This window comes from Mycobacteroides abscessus ATCC 19977 (assembly GCF_000069185.1).
In the GTDB taxonomy this organism is placed as follows: Bacteria; Actinomycetota; Actinomycetes; order Mycobacteriales; family Mycobacteriaceae; genus Mycobacterium; species Mycobacterium abscessus.
Genome location: NC_010397.1, coordinates 68,412 through 87,833, shown reverse-complemented (window position 1 = coordinate 87,833; position 19,422 = coordinate 68,412). Strand labels below are relative to the sequence as shown.

Here is a 19,422-nt window from a genome sequence, read left to right as displayed (position 1 = left end):
AGGAACCCCGTCGCACGCCAACTCGGGTGGTTAGATGGCGCGACACCTGATGGCGTCACGTTCTCAACGCCTTCTTCACAGCAAGGTCAACGCGTGTTTCCCCGGTGAACCTCCACCTATCCCGTATTGAACGTCACGTCTTTTTCTGCCTGCTCGCAGTGATTTACAATCTCCTTCATCACGTAAGCGCAGCGGTGCGCAGGATTCGGAGGATGCATGACATCCGGCAGTGCCCAGCGCAACAGCCTGGTGGTGGTGACCGGGGCCGGCAGCGGCATCGGCCGCGAGACCTCGCTGGCCTTCGCCCGCCAGGGCGCCCGTGTCGTGGTCGCCGATATCAACCATGACACCGCCAACGAGACCGTCGGGCTCATCGAGAAGCTCGGCGGGTCCGCGTACCCGTACGCGCTGGACGTGTCCGACGAGGCGGCGGTGACTGCCTTCGCCGACGATGTGTGCGCCAAGCACGGCGTGCCCGATGTCCTGATCAACAACGCCGGCGTCGGACACGGCGGCCGGTTCTTCGAGACGTCTTCCACCGACTTCCAGCGGGTACTCAACATCAACCTGGGCGGAGTGGTCCACGGCTGTCGCGCGTTCGGGCCGCGGATGGCCGAGCGCAAGAGCGGCCACATCGTGAACATCTCCAGTGCCGCTGCATACACGCCGATCCCCGAGATGGGCGCCTACGCCACCAGCAAGGCGGCCGTGTTCATGTTCTCCGACGTGCTGCGCGGCGAACTCGCGCGCGACAAGGTGAAGGTGAGCACCATCTGCCCGGGCATCGTCAACACGAACATCATTCGCACCACCCAGTTCTCGGGCCTCTCGCCGGAGGACGAGGCCAAGCGGCAACAGCAGGGAGCGGGCCTGTACGCCAAGCGTGGATACGGCCCGGAGAAGGTCGCCAAGGAAATCGTCAACGCCGTCGCCAAGGGTAAGTCGGTTGTGCCGGTGACTCCGGAGGCACACGTGCAGTACCACTTCAGCCGCCTGGCCCCGGCGCTGAACAGGTTCTTCTGGGGCCTCAGCGACAAGATCAGTCGGTAGCAAGAAGGAGATCAGACATCATGGTGCGCAACACAACTGACACCACGGGCGTGCAGGTCGTACCCACCGAGCCGGGCGAGGTCGTGCTGCGGCCGCGCAATGTGCAGTTCGACACCAGCCACACGCCGCTGCACTGGATTCCGAACGAGCCCATCGTGTCGCACTTCATCTCGGCCTTCAATCTCCTTCTCCCCGAAGGCGAGCGGGCCTTCGTCGACACCTTCACCCGCGCATTGCCCTACGTGAAGGACGACAAGATCCGCGAAGCCATGATCGGGTTCATGGGCCAGGAGGCCGTGCATGCCGAGACTCACCACAAGGTGCTCGGGGATTTCCTGGAGAAGAACGGTCTGGACGTACGGCCCGCGCTCACGCAGATCGAATACATCACACACATGCTGGAGCGGACCAACGAGCTGCGCAGCGAGAAGCTGCGCTACCGCGTGATGGTGGAGAAGCTGGCACTCATCGCCGGCATCGAGCACTTCACCGCCGTTCTCGGCGACTGGGTACTCAACCACCCCTTCGAGAAATTCAATGCCGACCCGGAGATGGTGGATCTGTTCCGTTGGCACGGCGCCGAGGAGGTCGAGCACCGCAGCGTCGCATACGACGTCGCCCGGTACTTCCAGATCCGGCGCGGGCACATGATGCTGACCTTCGTGCTGGCCACCATGCTGCTGGTCGGCGTGATGCTGCGCTACACCAAGTTCCTGGTGCGGCAGGACCCGTCACTGCCCAACTACGGAGTGTTCGGCGTGCTGCGCCAGATGAACAAGGCCATGAAGCGGGGCGCTTTCCTGCGGTGGCGCGAGCTGGGCAAGTCGGCTCTTGAGTTCATGCGTCCGGGCTTCTCACCCGACCAGGTGGGCAGCACCGCACAGGCAGTCGCGTACCTGAGTACGTCGCCCGCCGCCAAGGCAGCGGCTGGCTACTGATGTTCGATCGTTTCCGCCACACGGGCCAGCCCACCTCCAAGCGCAAGCGGCCGTCGCTGCCGCCCACGCTGTACGGCACGCTGCCGGTTTCACCCACCATCGCGCTGGGCACCGCGCTGTTCCCGGTCGCGGTCCGGGCCATCGGTGCGCTGCTGATTCTCAAGAAGCCGCCGGAGAACCACGTCGACCGCACGCTGAAGCTGGTGGTCAAGGACCGCTGGATCGAAGCCAAGGATCAGGACGTGGCGAGCCTCGTGCTGGCCTCGCCCGACGGGGACCGGCTGCCACCGTGGCATCCCGGCGCGCACCTGGACCTGCTGCTGCCCTCCGGCCGGATGCGGCAATACTCGCTGTGCGGCGACGTTTCCGATCCGTACCACTACCGCATCGCCGTACGCCGCATTCCCGGTGGCGGGGGCGGATCCATCGAGGTGCATGACGCGCTGCAGATCGGTGCCACGGTGTCCATCCTCGGACCGCGCAACGCCTTCCCGCTGGCCATGACCCAGCCGGGGCCGCGCAAGCTGCACTTCGTGGCCGGTGGCATCGGTATCACGCCGATCCTGTCCATGATCGCGTTCGCTGAGCAGCTGGGCAAGCCATGGACCATGGTGTACACCGGACGGCACCGCGACTCGCTGCCATTCCTCAACGAGCTCAAGCGCTTTGGCGACCGCGTGATCATCCGGACGGACGATCAATCCGGACTTCCGACCGCCGACGACTTACTGCCCGGCGTGGGGGAGAACGACGCGGTGTACTGCTGTGGCCCGGCTCCGATGCTCGCGGTGTTACAGCGGCGCCTCCTCGAAATGCCCTCGGTAGAGCTGCATTTCGAGCGCTTCGCCGCCGCGCCCGTGGTGGATGGCCATCCCTTCGAGGTGCAGTTGGGGCCTGGCGGACCGGTGCTGGATGTACCCGCCGACCGCACGGCGCTGGATGTGATCAAGAAGCGGCTGCCGCATGTTGCCTACTCGTGCCAGCAGGGTTTCTGCGGCACCTGCAAGGTCAACGTGCTGGCCGGCACCGTCGATCATCGCGATCAGATCCTCACCGAGTCCCAGCGCGACGAGGGTCAGATCCTCACCTGCGTTTCGCGCGGCGAAGGACGCCTGGTTCTGGACCTGCCCGCCGAATAGCCCACTGCGGAGGGTTTACCCGGCGTTCATCGGTTCCCGGCAAACTGGCCCGATGCGCATCGCTCACGCAGCTACCGCCGTCACATCCGCACTCACCCTCGCGCTCGCTCCGGTGGCTGCCGCCGCGCCACCATCGGATGCGCCCGAGGTCCCCGTGGGCGACATCGCCAAGACAGGCGGCGCCAACCGCACCACGGGCGGGCGCGACGGCGACAAGACAGCCGATCTGCGCGATTCGGTGCGGGGGCGCAACGCCAAGAACGTCATCCTGCTGATCGGCGACGGCATGGGCACATCGGAGATCACCTCGGCGCGCAACTATCAGTACGGCGCCGCCGGGACACTACCGGGGCTGGACGCATTGCCGATCACCGGCGAGTACACCACGTTCGCACTGACCAAGGACGGGCCGGACAAGGGCAAGCCGGACTATGTCACCGACTCGGCGGCCTCCGGCACCGGATGGGCCACCGGCACCAAGACCTATAACGGCGCCATTTCGGTCGATCTCGAAGGCAAGCCGCTGGATACGATCCTGGAGATCGTGCAGAGGCAGGGTTTCGCCACCGGAAACGTCACCACCGCGGAGCTGCAGGATGCTACGCCGGCCGTGCTCACCGCACATGTCACCGATCGGGACTGCAAGGGCCCCAAAGAGACCCTGGCGAGGTGCGCCGGGAACGCCGTCGACAACGGCGGCAGGGGATCCATCTCCGAACAGCTGGTGAACACCCGCGCCGATATCAGCCTGGGTGGTGGCGGCAAGTACTTTGCGGAGACCATCACCGCCGGTGAGCACAAGGGCAAAACCTCGCTGGAGGTCGCCAAGGCTGCGGGATACCAATTACCCACCACAGCAGGCGATCTGAACAAGGTGAACAATCTGGACAATCCGGTGCTGGGCATCTTCGGCACGGGAAACCTGCCGGTGCAGTGGGACAAGGTACCGGCCGCGGTACCCAACGGCGGCAAGCTGCCCCCAACCGTCTGCAGGCAAAATCCGGACCTGCCCAGGGACCAACCTCAGCTCTCCGCGATGACCACCAAAGCCATTGATCTACTGGTCAACTCGAAGAAGGGCAAGGACAAGGGCTTCTTCCTGCAGGTCGAGTCCGCGTCGATCGACAAACAGGATCACGCGGCCAATATCTGCGGACAGATCGGCGAGACCATCGCCCTCGACGAGGCCGTCGCCGCCGCCGTCGACTTCGCCCGCCAGGACCGCAACACCCTGGTGATCGTGACCTCCGATCACGGGCATTCCTCGCTCATCGTGCCCGATGACTTCAATAGCCCCACAACCCTGTCCGTCGCGGTGAAGACCGCCGACGGCGCCACCATGCGGATCATGTATCCCACTGCGCCGGAAGGGGAGTCACAGACCCACACCGGTACCCAGGTCCGCATCGCCGCATACGGCCCGGGTGCCGCGAACGTTTCCGGACTCACCGATCAGACCGACAACTTCAACACGATCGTGGGTGCACTACTCGGACCCAAGAGCCCCGACGCCGCAAGCGGCCCGTCCTGGTGGGCGGCCGGGGGGATCGCGGTGGTGGCGGCCGCCCTGGGTGCCGCGGCCGCGTTCCTCGTGGGTAAGCGCCAGACCTAGCGCCCCACGCGCGAGCAGACACGCATGACAACAACCTCTGGATGGGCGCGCAATACGTGTCTGCTCGCCGACAACGCTAGGCCACCAACCGCTTCGGATTGTCGATCACCGAGTAGTCGCTGGCATCGCCGGCGATCACCCGGCTGCTCTCACCATTGACCCCCACCGGAACGTCACCGGCCAGCGTGACGCGGTGCATGCGGCGTGGCTGATCACCGTAATCAGAGATGGCGTAGTGCTGGGTAGCGCGGTTGTCCCACATGGCCACGTCGCCGAGCTCCCAGCTCCATCGAATAGTGTTCTCCAGCCAGGTAACCCGATCCTGGAACATCCGGAACAGCGCCTGCGACTCGCTGGCACTCACATCCAAGATCCGCTTGACGAAGTTGCCCAGCAGCAGCGCCTTCTCGCCCGTCTCCGGGTGCACCCGGACCACCGGGTGGTGCGTCTCGAAATGTGTCGCACCAAACTCACGGACGTACTTCGAGCCGGATCCAGCCTTGGCCAACAACTCGGCCACCTTGGCGGGATCGACCTGGGTGTAATCGAATTGATTGTTGTGCATGGCCCACAGGTTGTCCGCCAGATCCTGCAGCGGCTTGGGCAGCTGTCGGTACGCGGCGACCGTCGACGTCCACGTGGTGGTTCCGCCGTAGGGCGGCAGCTCGACCGCACGCAGAATGGAGGCCTTGGGGATGCGGTCCACGAAGGTCACGTCGGTGTGCCACTGGTTGGCGCGGCCGCCCTCCTCTGAGTCGATCGGGAGCACCTTGACGTCACTCGAAGTCAGCGTCGGATGCGGAGTCGTGGGTATGCCCATGCTCTTCGCAAACGCGAATTGCACCTCGTCGTCCACATGGTGTTGCCCACGAAAGAAGACCACCTTGTGCTCCAACATCGCCTCATTGATGGCACTCGCGGTTGCGGTGTCCACCTCCCCGAGGCGCACTCCGTCGATACGGGCGCCGATGTTCTCGCCCAGCTTCACGACCCGCAAATCGCTGCTCATGACCCGTTCCTTCCGTCCGATAATCCGGTGTAGTCAACTGACTACACTTTGGTCATCCGCTACTGTACACACATGACTACACCGGAGGCAACGGACGCCAAACCCGTCGGCAAGGAGGAGGTCGTGGAAGCCGTCCTGACCGCCGCTTCCGCACTGTTCGCCGAGAAGGGCCCGGCCGCGACATCGATCCGCGAGGTCGCTACCCGGGCAGGGGTTAACCACGGCCTGGTCCACCGCCATTTCGGCAGCAAGCGTCAGCTGCTGGCGGCAACCCTGCAGCACCTCGCCGACACCGCGGCAGCCGTGCGCGAGGCAGGAGCCCCCATCGAGGAACTCGAGGCCGCGCACGACCTGCAACTGCGCGTGATGGTCCGTTCCACGCTGGACGGCTTTCCCATCGAAGAGCTTCAGGAGCGCAAGCCGGGAATGGCGTGGCTGCTCGAACAGGTACGCCCCGGGCACGCCGATGAGCGTGATGCCCGGCTGGCCGCGGCCCACGCGATAGCGCTACAACTTGGCTGGCGGCTGATGGGGCCCAGCCTGCGTGCGGGATTCGGCCTGGATGACATGTCCGACGCGGATATGCGCGCCGAAATTGCCCAACAGATCGCCAAGATCGTTACACCCCATTAGGTTTGGTCTACGCGACGGGCAGCGCCTCGGGAAAGACCCAGCTGCCGTCGAGAACCTGCGTTGCGCCCGGTACAACCTGACCATGTAGTTCCAGCCCGGCGTAATGGGCAGGCAATTCATCGTGGTCGGTGCGCATCCACCGAATTGCACCGTGGTCTGTCCGCCGGTGCCGTGCCGCGCGGTGATGTTATTGAGTGAGTAGGCGTTCCGCGCATTCGGCGTGAAGTACCCGTCCTTGTTGTAGACGGTGACCGACCAGAAGCCGTCCACCGGTACCGGCCCGACAGTGAGCCGGTACACCGTGGTTCCGTCGTTCTTGGCGGGATTCACGGTGAGGTAGAGGGCATCCTTCTCCGGATTCCCGCCCCAGGCGGAGGCGGTGCCGATCAGATGGCGGACCGGGTCGGTGGTGGCCTTGGCCCCGAACATCGCCGTGGTGTCGGGCAGCGTCGCGGCCAGCTGAAGCAGACCGTCACGTACCTTTCGTTGACTTGCGCCGTCCCATTTGGGGACATCGAAGGCGCCCGGCTTCTCTTGCCGCGCCGAAACACCGTCCTGCAGGGCGTGGACCTGTACAAGGTCCGCTGGATCTCCGGGATCGACCAGGGTGCGCACCACCGCGGCAATGTAGCGCGTACCGGTCTGCTCCTTGGTGATCGTGTGCTGACCCTTGCCGTAGAAAACGGCAGGTACGTAGTGGTCTTCGGTGATGAGCTGCAGCGACATGAACCGCTGGCCCGGATCGGGCGTGGAAATGCTGACCGGCCCGGCGTCCAGATCGAACACCGCCGAGGAATACAACGTGTCGCGGTTCTGCCGGATTACCAGCTGGCGGTCCAGTGGTGACAGCTCACGGATGTGATGGAACGTGCCAAAACCGCCATCCTTCACGATGTTTCCGAAGTACAGATCCGTCTCCGCCCGCGCGAAATTGTCGGGGGTCACGATGATCGCGCCGTCGGGTGTGCGCCTGTCCGGGAAAGGCGCGCTCGAGGCAGCTTCGCCGTCCGCGGGTGGGCGGGGCGACGGCGAGCACCCGACAAGTACGGCCGAAACTCCTATCAACGCACTCGCGGCGAGCCACCTCACGACCTCGAAAGTACCGGGCCCTGCCGTGCGATACGCACCCTATGGACAGGGAGCATCCTCGCCGGCGATATCGCGCAGCGTTTGGAAGAAGTCGCTGCGTTGCCGCGCCGAGATACCCGACAACAGGCGTTCCTCGGCCTCCCGGGCCAACACATCTGCCTGTTTGAGTAGGGCGGTGCCGGACCGGCTCAACTGCGCCGGCCGGGCGCGACCGGTGTCCACGGTGTCCGGCCGCGATACCAACCCGGCGTCCTGCAGAGCCTGCAGTACGGTATTCATCGACTGCGGAGTCACATCGATCGCACGGGCCAGATCGGCGTTGGACCAACCCGGGTTCTTCGATAGCACCCGCATACAGACGTACTGGGGGAATGGCAGATTCAGCGATGCCAACGCCGCCGTGATCTCAGATCGCAAAGCCGCAGACACGCGATACATCAACGCGCCGAGCGGCTGCCATTCCTGCTCATCCATATCAGTGATGTTGACACAGCTACTGTCGTCCCGCTGAGCGGCCCGGGAGCACCGTACCCGCTATCGGCCGTTGCTACCCTTGATCGATGGCAGCAATCAGTTCGCCCGGCGAACCGAATCTTGCTGCCACGAGCTGGACGATCCTCGGCATGCTGTCCTACGAGGAAGAGGTTTCCGGCTACGACATCAAGAAGTGGGCCGACTGGAGCATCAGCTACTTCTACTGGAGCCCGTCTTTCAGTCAGGTCTATTCCGAGCTGAGGAAACTGGAGAAGATCGGCTACGCCACCTCGCGTGTGGACCATGACAACGGTGCCCGCAGCCGGCGACTGTACAAGATCACCCCGGCGGGCATGGCGGCGATGAGTCAGTGGGCCAATGAGACGCCCGCTGAGCCGCAAGTGCTCAAACACAGTGTGGTGCTGCGTGTGATGCAGGGCCACATGACAGATCCTGCCCGGCTCAAGGAGATTCTGGAACGACACATCGAGTACGCCGAGAATATGCAGCGGCGCGCGGCACTGGACGCCGCCGGTGCTGCGGCGCAGCCCGCCTGGGCGTACTCGCGCGTGGCGCTCAAGTGGGCGGAGCGCTACTACGCGGCCGAGCGCGATCTGGCGATGATGATGATCGAGGATCTGGCGGAGGCGGCCGAGGAGTTCGACAAGGCCGGGCCGGACGGTGGAACACCTCGCCTCGTTCCCGGCTACTGGCGTGAGGTCGAGAAGCGAGTGGACGCCGAAAAGCTTTCTACACAGCACGATACGGCGGACTGATCACCGCGCGGCCGCGTCATGTGCCGCGATGTATCCGTAGACGAGTCCCTGCGCAATTGTTGCCCCGGCACCCGGATAGGTGGCACCGAACGCGTTGGCGGCGGTATTGCCGATCGCATACAGACCCTTGATGACACTGCCGTCTTCACGCAGCACCCGTGCGCGCTCGTCAGCACGCAAGCCACCGCAGGTCCCCAGGTCGCTGAGCACCATGCGCACCGCATAGAACGGCCCGCGCCGCAGCGGGCGCAGATTCGGATTGGGGGTGACCGTCGGGTCACCGTAGTAGCGGTCGTAGCTGCTGCGGCCGCGGTGGAAGTCACCGTCGTCCCCGGCTGCGGCCGATTCGTTGAAACGGCACACCGTGGCCAAGAACGCGTCCCTCGGTATCCCGATCATGGCCGCAAGATCAGCCAAACTGTCCGCACGATAGGCGATCCGGGCTTCGAACCAGCTGACGGGTACCGGCATCCGGGGATACAACTGGCCCGCAAAGACATAACTGTTGCGATACTGCTGGTCGAAGATGATCCACATCGATTCCGCCGGGTCACCGGAACGCTCCCGCTCCAGTACCCGCTGTCCGAACGACATGTAGTCAGTCGCCTCGTTGATGAAGCGGTTTCCGGTGTGATCGACGATGAACGATCCCGGAAGCGATCGCTCCGCCAACATCACCTTCGGGGCGCCACCAGGCAGCGGCGCCACAGCCGGAAACCACCATGCTTGGTTCATGGAATCGATTGCCGCACCGCAGTCCTGACCGATCCGGAGCGCATCACCGGTGTTGGTGTCGGCGCCCAGGCTCATGTTTTCTCCCAGTGCCGCCGACTGGAACTTGTGTCGCATCTCCATGTCGTGGTCGAAGCCGCCGGCCGCCAGCACCACGCCCCGGCTGACCGTCACCGTGAATTCGCGCCCCGCAAGGGCGACCACCGCGCCCGTGACACGCCCGCCCGCGGTGGTCAGACGTACCAGTGAGGTGCCGGTCCAGATCGGAATCCCCGCGCGCAGCACTCCCGCGAAGAGTCCTGCCGCCAGCGCCTGACCGCCGGCCAGGTAGCGCCGTCCCAATACGGCGCCGCCGACTCCCTGCGCAATTCGCTTTACGATGAGCGGCAATGCTTTACGAGGGAGCCGGGCCATCAAATTCATCCAGCGGTAGTCAGCGCTGGTCACGGGCATCGGTACTGCCGGGGGCTTCATGACTCCCGGCTGCAGCCTGGTCCGGTACTCGCCCAGCACAGACGCGTCGAACGGCCGGCATTCGCAGGTGCGCCCGGTCGGGCTGCCTCCTGGTTCCTCCGGGTGGTAGTCCGCGTAATCTCGGCACCAGGTGAAACGCATCGGGGTCAATCTCGTCAACATGTCGACGGTCGCCGCTTCATGTTCCAGAAAGGCGTCACTGCGTGCGTCCGGCGCGCTGCCCGCGACCACCGACCGTAGGTAGGTACGCGCCCGCTCCACGGAGTCACCCGTTCCCGCGGCCCGCAGGACCGGGCTGGCCGGTAGCCAGAGCGCTCCCCCGGAGCGAGCGGTAGACCCGCCCACCTGGTGCGACTTCTCGACGATCAGCACCGACAATCCGAGCTCGCTGGCGGCCAGTGCGGCAGCCATACCCGTCCCGGCTCCGACGATCAGCAGATCGATCTCGATATCACCTGCGACGGTCCCGGCGGGGATCAGCCCGGGGGGTGCTGACGCCATCTGTGCATACCTCCGTCGAATTCACGTGGACGGCGCCGAGGCTAAGCCGACGAGCAGCGGGCTGCGGTCACGTTTCCCTCCCAGCGGGAGGTGATCGCAAAAGGGCACAACGATGTCCGGTGAGCGGACCGACCCCCTGGGTCGGCGGTAAACCGGCTGTTAGAACAGGTCCATGACGACAGCCCAGTCAGCTACCGAATTCGACCCCGCGACCGTTCGGAGCATCGAGGCGGACGCGGCGCCCGCACGGTTCGCCCGTGGCTGGTATTGCCTCGGCCTCATCAAGGACTTCGGGGATGGAAAACCACATGCCGTCAACGCATTCGGGCAGAAATTGGTGGTATTTCGCCCGGCAGGCGGCAAGGTCAGTGTTCTGGATGCCTACTGTCGGCACATGGGCGGCGACCTGAGTCAGGGCGAAGTAAAGGGCGACGAGATAGCCTGTCCCTTCCACGATTGGCGGTGGGGTGGTGACGGACGCTGCAAGAAGGTCCCCTACAGTCGACGGACCCCTAAACTGGCCCGGACCGCCACCTGGATCACCCTGGAGCAGGACGGCATGCTGTTCATTTGGCATGACCCGCAGGGCAATCCGCCGCCAGAGGATGTCGCCATTCCCCGTATCGAGGGGGCCACCAGCCCGGAATGGACCGATTGGCATTGGTACACAACAGTCGTCAATACCAACTGCCGCGAGATCATCGACAACGTGGTGGACATGGCGCACTTCTTCTACGTGCACGGCGCGGTACCCACCTATTTCAAGAACATCTTCGAAGGACACATCGCCACGCAATACATGAACACCGGTGAACCGCGTGCCGACCTCCCGATCCCCGAGGGCGTTCAGATGACCGGGCAGACGTCGGTCGCGTCGTACTATGGCCCCTCGTTCATGATCGACGATCTGACCTACCACTTCGTGGGATACGACTCGAATTCGATCCTGATCAACTGCCACTACCCGATCGATGCGAATTCCTTTGTACTGCAATACGGAATCATTGTGAAGAAATCCGCCGGGCTGTCCGACGACGACGCGCTGGCCGCCGCCATCACGCTGGGGGACTGGATCAAGGCCGGCTTCGAGCAGGACGTACAGATCTGGAAGAACAAGGCGCGCATCGATAATCCGCTGCTGTGTGAGGAAGACGGCCCGGTCTATCAGCTACGGCGCTGGTATGAGCAGTTCTATGTGGACGTCGCCGACGTCACCGCCGAGATGACCGACCGGTTCGAGTACGAGGTGGACACCACTCGCCCTGGCGAGGCGTGGAAGGCCCAGGTCGAGGAGAACCTCGCGGCGATGGCCGGGGGCGCGCCTTCATGATCCGCACGGACAACCGCCTGGCCGATTCGCCGATGGTGCCCGTGGGCTGCGAACGCTGCGGCGCCCAGGTGCTGGCACGCAAGAGCAGCTGGCAGCAGACCAGCGTGCAGTGGAATGCCGATGCGGAGTCGCGGTGCGCGCAGCGCCGCAACTGCACCGGCCTGTTCCTGGTGTGCTCGGAGTTGCGCAGCTCGATTCTCGATGCCGCGCACAGCGGCCGGCTGCCCGTGCTCGCCGAGGAGTACGGCGGCTAACCAAGCATTTCGCCGACATCGCGGCACAGTCGCTGGATCCCCGCATCCGCCAGCTCCAGGCCTGGCATGGTCATGAATCCGTGAATCGCATTGTCGTAGCGTCGATACCGTACCGGCACGCCTGCTTCGCGCAGCGCCGCCGCATAGGCCTCGCCCTCGCTGCATGGCGGGTCATAGCGCGCCGTCACCACCACCGCAGGTGGCAACCCGCTCAGGTCGGCGCGCAGCGGAGCCGCGTACGGGTGGTCGCGTAATGCCGGGTCGGGCAGGTACTGATCCCAGTACCACTGCATCGCAGCTCGCGTGTTGTAGTACCCGGAGCCGCAGCTGCGGTACGAGGGGGTATCGAAGTCTGCGTCCAAGACGGGGTAAATCAGGATCTGGCCCGCCAGTACGGGTCCCCCCAGATCCCGGGCCATCAATGTGGTCACCGCCGCCAGATTTCCTCCCGCGCTGTCACCGCACACCAGCACCCGCGCGGGATCACCCCCCAACGTGGGGGCATTGCGTGTCACCCAGCACGCCGCCAGGAACATGTCCTGCGCCGCCGTCGGCCATCGGTGCTCCGGGGCGCGTCGATAGTCGACAGACACCACCACGGCGGGAATCCCGGCTGCCAAACGACGACATAGTCCGTCATGAGAGTCCAAGTCGCAGAATACGAATCCGCCGCCGTGCGCAAAGACAACAGTGGGCAGCGGTCCGGGCACGGCAGGACGATAGACGCGGATCGGTAGCTCTCCGCCGAAGGCGTACACGCACTCGTCGGTCACCGAACGCATCGGCAGTGGCCTGGCCGGCGGAACGTATCGGGCACGGATTGCGGCCCGCGCCTGTGCACCCGTCATCTTCTCGACGCGCGGAAAGCCCGCATTGAGCGCCGGTAGCAGGGCGGCCAGCTGAGGATCGAGGGTCACGCGTACTGCAATGCGGGCGAGTTCATCTCGCGTCCAGTTGAGGAGGCGGCGGGACCGCAACGCAGTGGGCGAATCGGCTGCAAGGTCGGGGCCACTCGGCTCGGACCGTTCTCCACATTGCGCCAGATTCCCATCGCCGTCATCCGCACCGGGGCCGCCAGGCGCTGGTCGAAGGTCATCCGCGTCATCGGGCCACACACCGACACGGCGGCCACGGCATCGCCGATGCTTCCGATCGGAGCCGCCACGCAGCCGATGCCCTGCTGCAGCTCCTCACGGTCGAAGGCCACACCATGCCCACGCACCTTGTCCAACTCCGGCCGCAACTGGGCCGCCGAACCGATCGAGTAGCGGGTCTTACGGGCCAGCGCGGTGCAGCCGTCCAGGATCTGGGCACGATACGCCAGGATTGCCTTGCCGGAGGCCGTACAGTGCGCCGGCTGGCGGCCACCGATGCGAGTGGCCACGGCGGCACCGATCCCGGCGCCGATCTTCTCCAGATAGACGACGTCGGCGCCGTCCAGGATGGACAGATGCACGACGAGCCCGGTGGCGCGATGCAGCTCGTGCAGCATCGGCAGCGCCGCGGCGTGCAACCTGTCCTGGTGCACTGCCAGCGAGCCAAGCTCCACCAGCCGCGTGCCCAGCTCATAGTCACGGCCGTCACGCCGTAACCAGCGCAGCTGCACCAGCCGTTCCAGCATCCGGTGCACAGACGAGCGGGGGAGTCCGGTCCGGCGCACCAACTGCGCCAGCGTGAGCCGACCGGGGCCATCAAAGGCGTCAAGCAGCAGCGATACCCGATCGATGACGGCGCTGGGGGTGGCCGAATCGGCGGTGATGGTCATGGTGCCCTCCCACGGCGTTGGGGTCTCGGTCACATATGACTATTAGTCATATAGCTGTTTGTATCATGGGTGTGTCCTCCGACACAACTCCCGATAAACGCGAACAGACGCCTGGTGCACACGCGCCTGGACTTCGCGTGCACCAAGCGTCTGCTCGGCCGAACGGGGGGGAGGATTACATCGCGGCCAGCGGCTGGCTACCGGACCAGTCGTGTCCCCAATAACTGTCTGCGGTGATTTCTTCTGCGGTGTAACACGTTTCGTCGACGCGCATGCCGTCGGTCCCGAACTCGATATCCCATCCGCCTGGTGCCCGTACATAAAAGGACACCATCTTGTCGTTGGTGTGCCGGCCCAGTGTGGACGACAACGAGTAATCGTCCTTGAGCACGCGGTCGAGCGCCTGCCCGACGGCATCGAGGCTGTCCACCTCCACCATCACATGCACCAGCCCGGGTGCGCCACCATGCGGCGCGGGGCACAGCGCGAGACTGTGATGACGTTCGTTGATGCCCAGGAAGCGCACCCGCATAGGACCGAATTCCGGCGGCGCGGGAATCCGAAAGGCGCCCCGCGGCCGGAACCCGAGCACCTCGGTATAGAAGGTGAAGGCGCCCTCCGGGTCGGTGACCGGCAGCACCACGTGTCCGAGCCCCTGGGCACCCGTCACGAATCGCGCCCCGTACGGCGTCACCACCGGGCTATGGTCCAGCACCGGTCCGTGGAACACCTCCACGGGGGTACCAGCGGGGTCGGTGAAAGCCACCACCTCCTCGGCCCGGCGGCTGTCGGCCTCCTCCGGCGACAACCGCTCGACGCCGATGTCGGCTGCCTCCAAGGCCCGCACGACCGCACGCAACGCCGCGCCGTCTCGCACCTCCCAGCCCACGGTGATGACCTGATCCGTCTCGCCCGGCACCACCACGACGCGCGCGGCACGCTCGTCCATCCGCAGATACAGGGCGTCGGGATCGGGCCCGCTGCCTTCGGCGAAACCCAGCACACGCAGCGCGAAATGTCTCCAGCGGTCCATGTCCCGGGTCGCAACGGTCAGGTATCCCAAGCTCGTCAACATCAGATCATCGACCTCAGCGGGCCCTGCGGCTCGATACCCAACGAGCTCAGTGCCGACGCGTGGAACACCGTGCTGGGCACGTGAATCGCGTGTGCCAAACCGGTATGAGCGTCGCGCCAGTACCGTTGTAGCGGCTTGTCCAATCGCATCGCGTTACCGCCGGAACGCGAGAAGATCTGGTCGACGGCCATCACGGCCCGCCACGCGGCACGCACCTGGGTGCGACGGCCCGCGGCCCGATCCGCGAAGGACACCTCCTTGCCGGAATCGACGATGCCCCAGATCTTGTCGACGTTCGCCAGGATCTCCTGGCGTGCGGCATTGATATCCGCGGCGGCCTCACCGATCGCGAAGAGCACGTAGGGATCGTCCTTGACCGCGGTGCCCTGGGCTCCGACGCGTTCGCGTTGATATTCCAGGTGCGCTGCCAACGCACCCTCTGCGATACCGATCACCGCCGAGCTGATGCCGAGTGGAAACATCGTCGACCACGGCATCCGGTACAGGGTGTCGGTCATTCCGGCATCGCGCTGCGCGGTGCCGTCGATCACCTGGTCACCGTCCATCACGCGGTACGACGGCACGAACGCGTCGTTGACGATGATGTCCTTGGAGCCGGTGCCTCGCAGCCCCACCACATTCCACGAGTCCTCCACAATCTGGTAGTCCGCACGCGGCAGGATCATGTGCAGCATTTTCGGGGGCATGATCGGTGTGCCGTCCGCGTCACCGAGCATGGCGCCCAGAATGATCCAGTCGCAGTGGTCCGTACCGGAACTGAATTGCCAGCGCCCGTTGAAGATGTAGCCACCGTCCACCGGCTTGGCCACGCCCGTCGGCGCATAGGGAGAGGCCATCCAGATGTCCTGGTCTTCGCCCCACATTTCCTCGGCGACTCGCGAGTCGGCGAAGGCCACCTGCCACGGATGCACACCGACCACACCGCAGATCCATCCGGAGGCGGGGTCCAAAGCCGCGGTGGTCATCACGGTTTCGGCGAACTCACGAGGATGCGCCTCGTAGCCGCCGTACTTCTGGGGCTGCAGTAGCCGGATGAGGCCTGCGGCCTTGAGCATCTTGGCGGTCTCGTCGGGCAGCCTGCCCAGCTTCTCCGCCTCCCACGCCTGCTCACGCAGCTGTTCAGCGAGATCGTTGATGCGGTCGATTACGCGTTCGGTCATGGCCACGATGGTGCGCCCGCCGCGTTGCCCCTCCATGGCCTTTTCCCGATCAGCGGTCGGTTGGATCCGATTGACCGGTCACCGGGAACGACTGCCCGCCGAGAACCGATGTCGCCCTAGCGTGACCAATCGTGAAAGCCCTCGTGAAGAACGTCGATGTGGTGGTGGTCGGCGCCGGTTTCGCCGGGTTGTATGCCCTGCAGCGGCTGCGATCGCAGGGGTTGTCGGTCGTCGTGTTCGAAGCAGGCTCGGATGTAGGCGGCACGTGGTTCTTCAACCGCTACCCAGGCGCCCGTTGCGATGTGGAGAGCATCGACTACTCCTATTCGTTCTCCGACGAGCTGCAACAGGAGTGGGACTGGACCGAAAAGTACGCCGGCCAAAAAGAAATTCTGCGCTACATCAACCATGTCGCCGACCGCTTCGACCTGCGCCGTGATATCCGCTGCGGCACCCGGGTCACCTCGGCCGTCTTCGACGAAGATCAGCTGCGCTGGACGGTGCGCACCGATCGGAACGACACGGTGAGCGCCCGATTCTGTGTGATGGCCACCGGCGCACTGTCCACCGCCAACATGCCCACCATTCCCGGCCGGGACGCGTTCACCGGCGAGCTGTATCACACCGGACACTGGCCCGCGTCCGGCGTGGACTTCGCCGGTAAACGGGTCGGGGTGATCGGAACCGGGTCTTCCGGCATCCAACTGGTGCCGATCGCCGCGCAGACGGCCAAGGAACTCTTCGTCTTCCAGCGCACTGCCAATTACACTGTGCCCGCTGGCAATACCGTGATCAGCCCCGAGCGTCGCGCCGAGGTGAAGGCCAACTACGCCGAGCGGCGTCGTCAATCACGGGAGAGCGGCGGTGGCTCACCGCATCAGGCCTATCCCAAGAAGACGCTCGAGATCTCGGCCGCCGAACGTCGTGCGGCGTTCGAGAGACGCTGGGAACTCGGCGGCGTGCTGTTCGGAAAGACCTTCCCGGATCAGACGACCGACATGCGCGCCAACAACGAGGCCCGAGCCTTCTTCGAGGAGAAGGTCCGTGCCGTCATCCATGACCCCGCCATCGCCGACATCCTGGTCCCCACCGATCACCCCATCGGAACCAAACGGATTTGCACGGACACCAACTACTTTCAGACCTTTAACCGCGACAACGTCCATGTGGTGGATTTACGGGCCGCGCCCATCGAGTCCATCAATAGGCGCGGCATGACCACCACCACAAAGTATTACGAACTCGATATGATCGTGTTCGCCACCGGATTTGACGCGATGACCGGATCGCTGAACCGGATCGATATCCGGGGCCGCGCCGGGCGGCCGCTCAAGGACGCCTGGCAGGCGGGCCCCCGCACCTACTTGGGACTCGGCGTGGACGGGTTCCCCAATCTGTTTGTCGTCACCGGCCCGGGCAGTCCCTCGGTGCTCGCCAACATGGTGCTGGGCGCCGAACAACATGTCGATTGGATCGGCGACCTGCTCGACTACATGGCAGCCCACGGCTATTCGACGGTGGAGGCGGAGCCTCAGGCCGTTGCCGACTGGGTAACCGAATGCAATGAGCGAGCGGCCGCCACCATGTTCCCCCAAGCCAACTCGTGGTACCTCGGGGCGAATATCCCTGGTAAGCCAAGGGTTTTCATGCCGTTCATCGGCGGTTTCGGCGTGTACGGCGCTATCTGTGCCGATGTCGCGGCCAGCGGGTACAAGGGGTTCACCCTGGCCGGGAGCCGCGCATGACCCGCCTTGGCGGCCGGGTTGCCGTCGTCACCGGCGCCGGAAAGGGCATGGGACGCACGCATTGTGAGCGTCTGGCTGAGGAGGGCTCCGACGTCATCGCCATCGACCTACCCGGATCCGACGATCTGGCGCAGACCGCCGCTGCCGTCGAGGAGCATGGCCGGCGCTGTGTCTGGGCATTCGCCGATGTCCGTGACGCCGCGGCACTGACCGAGGCCATCGACACCGGGGTGCGGATGCTCGGCCGGCTGGACATCGTGGTCGCCAATGCCGGGGTCTACGACGGCCTGGCTCCGTCATGCGAGCTAACCGAAGACTCCTGGCGGCGCGCGCTGGACGTGAACCTCACCGGAGCCTGGCACACGGTCAAGGCGGGTGCCGCCCACCTTCTGGACGGCGGCTCGGTGATCATCATCAGCTCCACCAATGGGCTCAAGGGCACCGCCAACACCGCGCACTACACCGCAAGCAAGCATGCCGTGGTGGGTTTGGCCCGCACTGCGGCCAATGAACTGGGGCCGCAGGGTATTCGGGTGAACACCGTGCATCCCGGCGCGGTGAGTACCGGAATGATCCTCAACCCGGCGGTCATCGCACGGCTGCGCCCCGATCTGGAGCACCCAACTGTCGAGGATGCCGCCGAGGCGCTGGCGGCCCGCACCCTGTTACCGGTGCCGTGGGTAGAAGCCGTCGACATCAGCAATGCGGTGGTCTTCCTGGCCTCCGACGAAGCGCGGTACATCACCGGCACCCAGCTGGTGGTCGACGCCGGACTGACACAGAAGGCATAACGTGACGGGACGATTGACGGGCAAGGTGGCCCTGGTGACCGGCGCCGCCCGGGGCATCGGGCGCGCCCAGGCGGTGCGTTTCGCGCAGGAGGGCGCCGACATCATCGCGCTCGATATCTGCGCCCCGGTACACACCACCATCACCCCGCCGGCCACTCGCGCCGACCTCGACAAGACCTCGGAGCTCGTCGAGTCGGCCGGACGCCGGGTCATTCCCGGGGTGGTGGACGTGCGCAATCTGCGCGATGTGCAGACCTTCACCCAGGACGCGGTCACCGAGTTCGGTGGCCTGGATATCGTGTGCGCCACCGCCGGCATCACCTCGCGCAGGATGCTGCTGGATATGCCCGAAAGTGATTGGCAGACAATGCTTGACGTCAATCTGACCGGAGTGTGGCACACCACCCGCGCGGCCACACCGCACCTGATCGCGCGTGGCGGCGGCGCGATGGTGCTGGTCAGCTCCATCGCCGGCCTGCGCGGACTGGTCGGGGTCTCGCACTACGTGGCGGCCAAGCACGGCGTGGTCGGCCTGATGCGCTCGCTGGCGATCGAACTCGCGCCCCACAAGATTCGCGTCAACACGGTGCACCCCACCAACGTCGATACCCCCATGATTCAGAACGAATTTGTACGCACACTGTTCCGGCCCGATCTCGAGCAACCCACCCGCGAGGATTTCGCGGCGGCCGCCAAGACCATGAACCTGCTCGACCTACCGTGGGTAGAGCCGCTCGATATCGCCAACGCCTCGCTGTTCCTGGCCTCGGACGAGGCGCGGTACATCACCTCGGTGAGCCTTCCCGTCGACGCGGGCAGCACCCAACGATAGGAGCCATCAGCGCGTACCGTCA

18 protein-coding genes and 1 pseudogene are annotated in these 19,422 nt (G+C 65.1%); 11 read left to right on the top strand and 8 right to left on the bottom strand.

Annotated features, from left to right (window positions below):
- The first annotated feature begins 216 nt into the window (after positions 1-216).
- Genes MAB_RS00600 through phoA form a run of 4 tightly spaced genes read left to right on the top strand, consistent with a single transcriptional unit; the run spans position 217 to position 4,739 of the window.
- Positions 217-1,050: an SDR family NAD(P)-dependent oxidoreductase gene (locus MAB_RS00600; RefSeq protein WP_005086149.1), complete on the top strand. Its 834-nt coding sequence runs from the start codon at positions 217-219 to the stop codon at positions 1,048-1,050.
- A gap of 20 nt (positions 1,051-1,070) precedes the next feature.
- Positions 1,071-1,988 carry a metal-dependent hydrolase gene (locus tag MAB_RS00595; protein WP_005062745.1) on the top strand — a complete coding sequence of 306 codons (918 nt, stop codon included), beginning with the start codon at positions 1,071-1,073 and terminating at the stop codon, positions 1,986-1,988.
- Entirely contained in the window at positions 1,988-3,127 is a 1,140-nt protein-coding gene (locus MAB_RS00590; protein WP_005112846.1) for a PDR/VanB family oxidoreductase, read from the top strand. Before MAB_RS00595 ends, MAB_RS00590 begins: the two co-directional genes overlap by 1 nt.
- 52 nt (positions 3,128-3,179) lie before the next feature.
- The gene (gene phoA, locus MAB_RS00585; RefSeq protein ID WP_005086146.1) at positions 3,180-4,739 is read left to right on the top strand and encodes an alkaline phosphatase; all 1,560 of its coding nucleotides are present in this window, start codon (positions 3,180-3,182) and stop codon (positions 4,737-4,739) included.
- 76 nt (positions 4,740-4,815) lie between these two features.
- Here phoA and MAB_RS00580 read toward each other — a convergent pair whose 3' ends face one another.
- Complete coding sequence (locus MAB_RS00580; protein ID WP_005086145.1) at positions 4,816-5,748, bottom strand: TauD/TfdA dioxygenase family protein; 933 nt, start codon at positions 5,746-5,748, stop codon at positions 4,816-4,818.
- Positions 5,749-5,820: 72 nt separating this feature from the next.
- Here MAB_RS00580 and MAB_RS00575 point away from each other — a divergent pair, with 72 nt between their 5' ends.
- Complete coding sequence (locus MAB_RS00575; protein WP_005086144.1) at positions 5,821-6,381, top strand: TetR/AcrR family transcriptional regulator; 561 nt, start codon at positions 5,821-5,823, stop codon at positions 6,379-6,381.
- Positions 6,382-6,388: 7 nt separating this feature from the next.
- On the opposite strand, the pseudogene MAB_RS00570 reads toward MAB_RS00575, so the two are convergent.
- Positions 6,389-7,326 (bottom strand): annotated as a pseudogene (locus tag MAB_RS00570) (DUF1254 domain-containing protein).
- A gap of 183 nt (positions 7,327-7,509) precedes the next feature.
- Complete coding sequence (locus MAB_RS00565) at positions 7,510-7,944, bottom strand: MarR family winged helix-turn-helix transcriptional regulator (RefSeq protein ID WP_005112844.1); 435 nt, start codon at positions 7,942-7,944, stop codon at positions 7,510-7,512.
- Positions 7,945-8,030: 86 nt separating this feature from the next.
- Between MAB_RS00565 and MAB_RS00560 the strand changes: the two genes are divergently transcribed.
- Positions 8,031-8,720: a PadR family transcriptional regulator gene (locus tag MAB_RS00560; RefSeq protein WP_005087452.1), complete on the top strand. Its 690-nt coding sequence runs from the start codon at positions 8,031-8,033 to the stop codon at positions 8,718-8,720.
- Here the strand turns inward: MAB_RS00560 and MAB_RS00555 are convergent, their stop codons facing one another.
- Positions 8,721-10,427 (bottom strand): 3-ketosteroid-delta-1-dehydrogenase, encoded by a 1,707-nt coding sequence (locus MAB_RS00555; RefSeq protein WP_005112843.1) that lies wholly within the window; start codon positions 10,425-10,427, stop codon positions 8,721-8,723.
- 172 nt (positions 10,428-10,599) lie between these two features.
- Here MAB_RS00555 and MAB_RS00550 point away from each other — a divergent pair, with 172 nt between their 5' ends.
- Both MAB_RS00550 and MAB_RS00545 read left to right on the top strand, forming a co-directional pair.
- On the top strand, positions 10,600-11,757 hold the full coding sequence (locus MAB_RS00550; protein ID WP_005086140.1) for a 3-ketosteroid-9-alpha-monooxygenase, oxygenase component: 1,158 nt from the start codon (positions 10,600-10,602) through the stop codon (positions 11,755-11,757).
- Complete coding sequence (locus MAB_RS00545) at positions 11,754-12,011, top strand: hypothetical protein (protein WP_005086139.1); 258 nt, start codon at positions 11,754-11,756, stop codon at positions 12,009-12,011. The genes MAB_RS00550 and MAB_RS00545 overlap by 4 nt, the downstream gene beginning before the upstream one ends.
- On the opposite strand, the gene MAB_RS00540 is transcribed toward MAB_RS00545, so the two are convergent.
- The 4 genes from MAB_RS00540 to MAB_RS00525 form a co-directional block, all read right to left on the bottom strand.
- The gene (locus MAB_RS00540; protein ID WP_005086138.1) at positions 12,008-12,928 is read right to left on the bottom strand and encodes an alpha/beta hydrolase; all 921 of its coding nucleotides are present in this window, start codon (positions 12,926-12,928) and stop codon (positions 12,008-12,010) included. The genes MAB_RS00545 and MAB_RS00540 overlap by 4 nt on opposite strands.
- Positions 12,925-13,776, bottom strand: a complete 852-nt coding sequence (locus tag MAB_RS00535; protein WP_005087450.1) for an IclR family transcriptional regulator — start codon at positions 13,774-13,776, stop codon at positions 12,925-12,927. Before MAB_RS00535 ends, MAB_RS00540 begins: the two co-directional genes overlap by 4 nt.
- 175 nt (positions 13,777-13,951) lie before the next feature.
- On the bottom strand, positions 13,952-14,851 hold the full coding sequence (gene bphC, locus MAB_RS00530) for a biphenyl-2,3-diol 1,2-dioxygenase (protein ID WP_005087449.1): 900 nt from the start codon (positions 14,849-14,851) through the stop codon (positions 13,952-13,954).
- Complete coding sequence (locus MAB_RS00525; RefSeq protein ID WP_005112840.1) at positions 14,851-16,032, bottom strand: acyl-CoA dehydrogenase family protein; 1,182 nt, start codon at positions 16,030-16,032, stop codon at positions 14,851-14,853. The genes bphC and MAB_RS00525 overlap by 1 nt, the downstream gene beginning before the upstream one ends.
- 143 nt (positions 16,033-16,175) lie before the next feature.
- Between MAB_RS00525 and MAB_RS00520 the strand changes: the two genes are divergently transcribed.
- Genes MAB_RS00520 through MAB_RS00510 form a run of 3 tightly spaced genes read left to right on the top strand, consistent with a single transcriptional unit; the run spans position 16,176 to position 19,400 of the window.
- Positions 16,176-17,777: a flavin-containing monooxygenase gene (locus MAB_RS00520; RefSeq protein WP_005086135.1), complete on the top strand. Its 1,602-nt coding sequence runs from the start codon at positions 16,176-16,178 to the stop codon at positions 17,775-17,777.
- Positions 17,774-18,568 (top strand): mycofactocin-coupled SDR family oxidoreductase, encoded by a 795-nt coding sequence (locus MAB_RS00515; RefSeq protein WP_005086134.1) that lies wholly within the window; start codon positions 17,774-17,776, stop codon positions 18,566-18,568. The genes MAB_RS00520 and MAB_RS00515 overlap by 4 nt, the downstream gene beginning before the upstream one ends.
- A gap of 1 nt (position 18,569) precedes the next feature.
- Positions 18,570-19,400, top strand: coding sequence for a mycofactocin-coupled SDR family oxidoreductase (locus MAB_RS00510; RefSeq protein ID WP_005112839.1), 831 nt, complete (start codon positions 18,570-18,572; stop codon positions 19,398-19,400).
- Positions 19,401-19,422 lie beyond the last annotated feature (22 nt).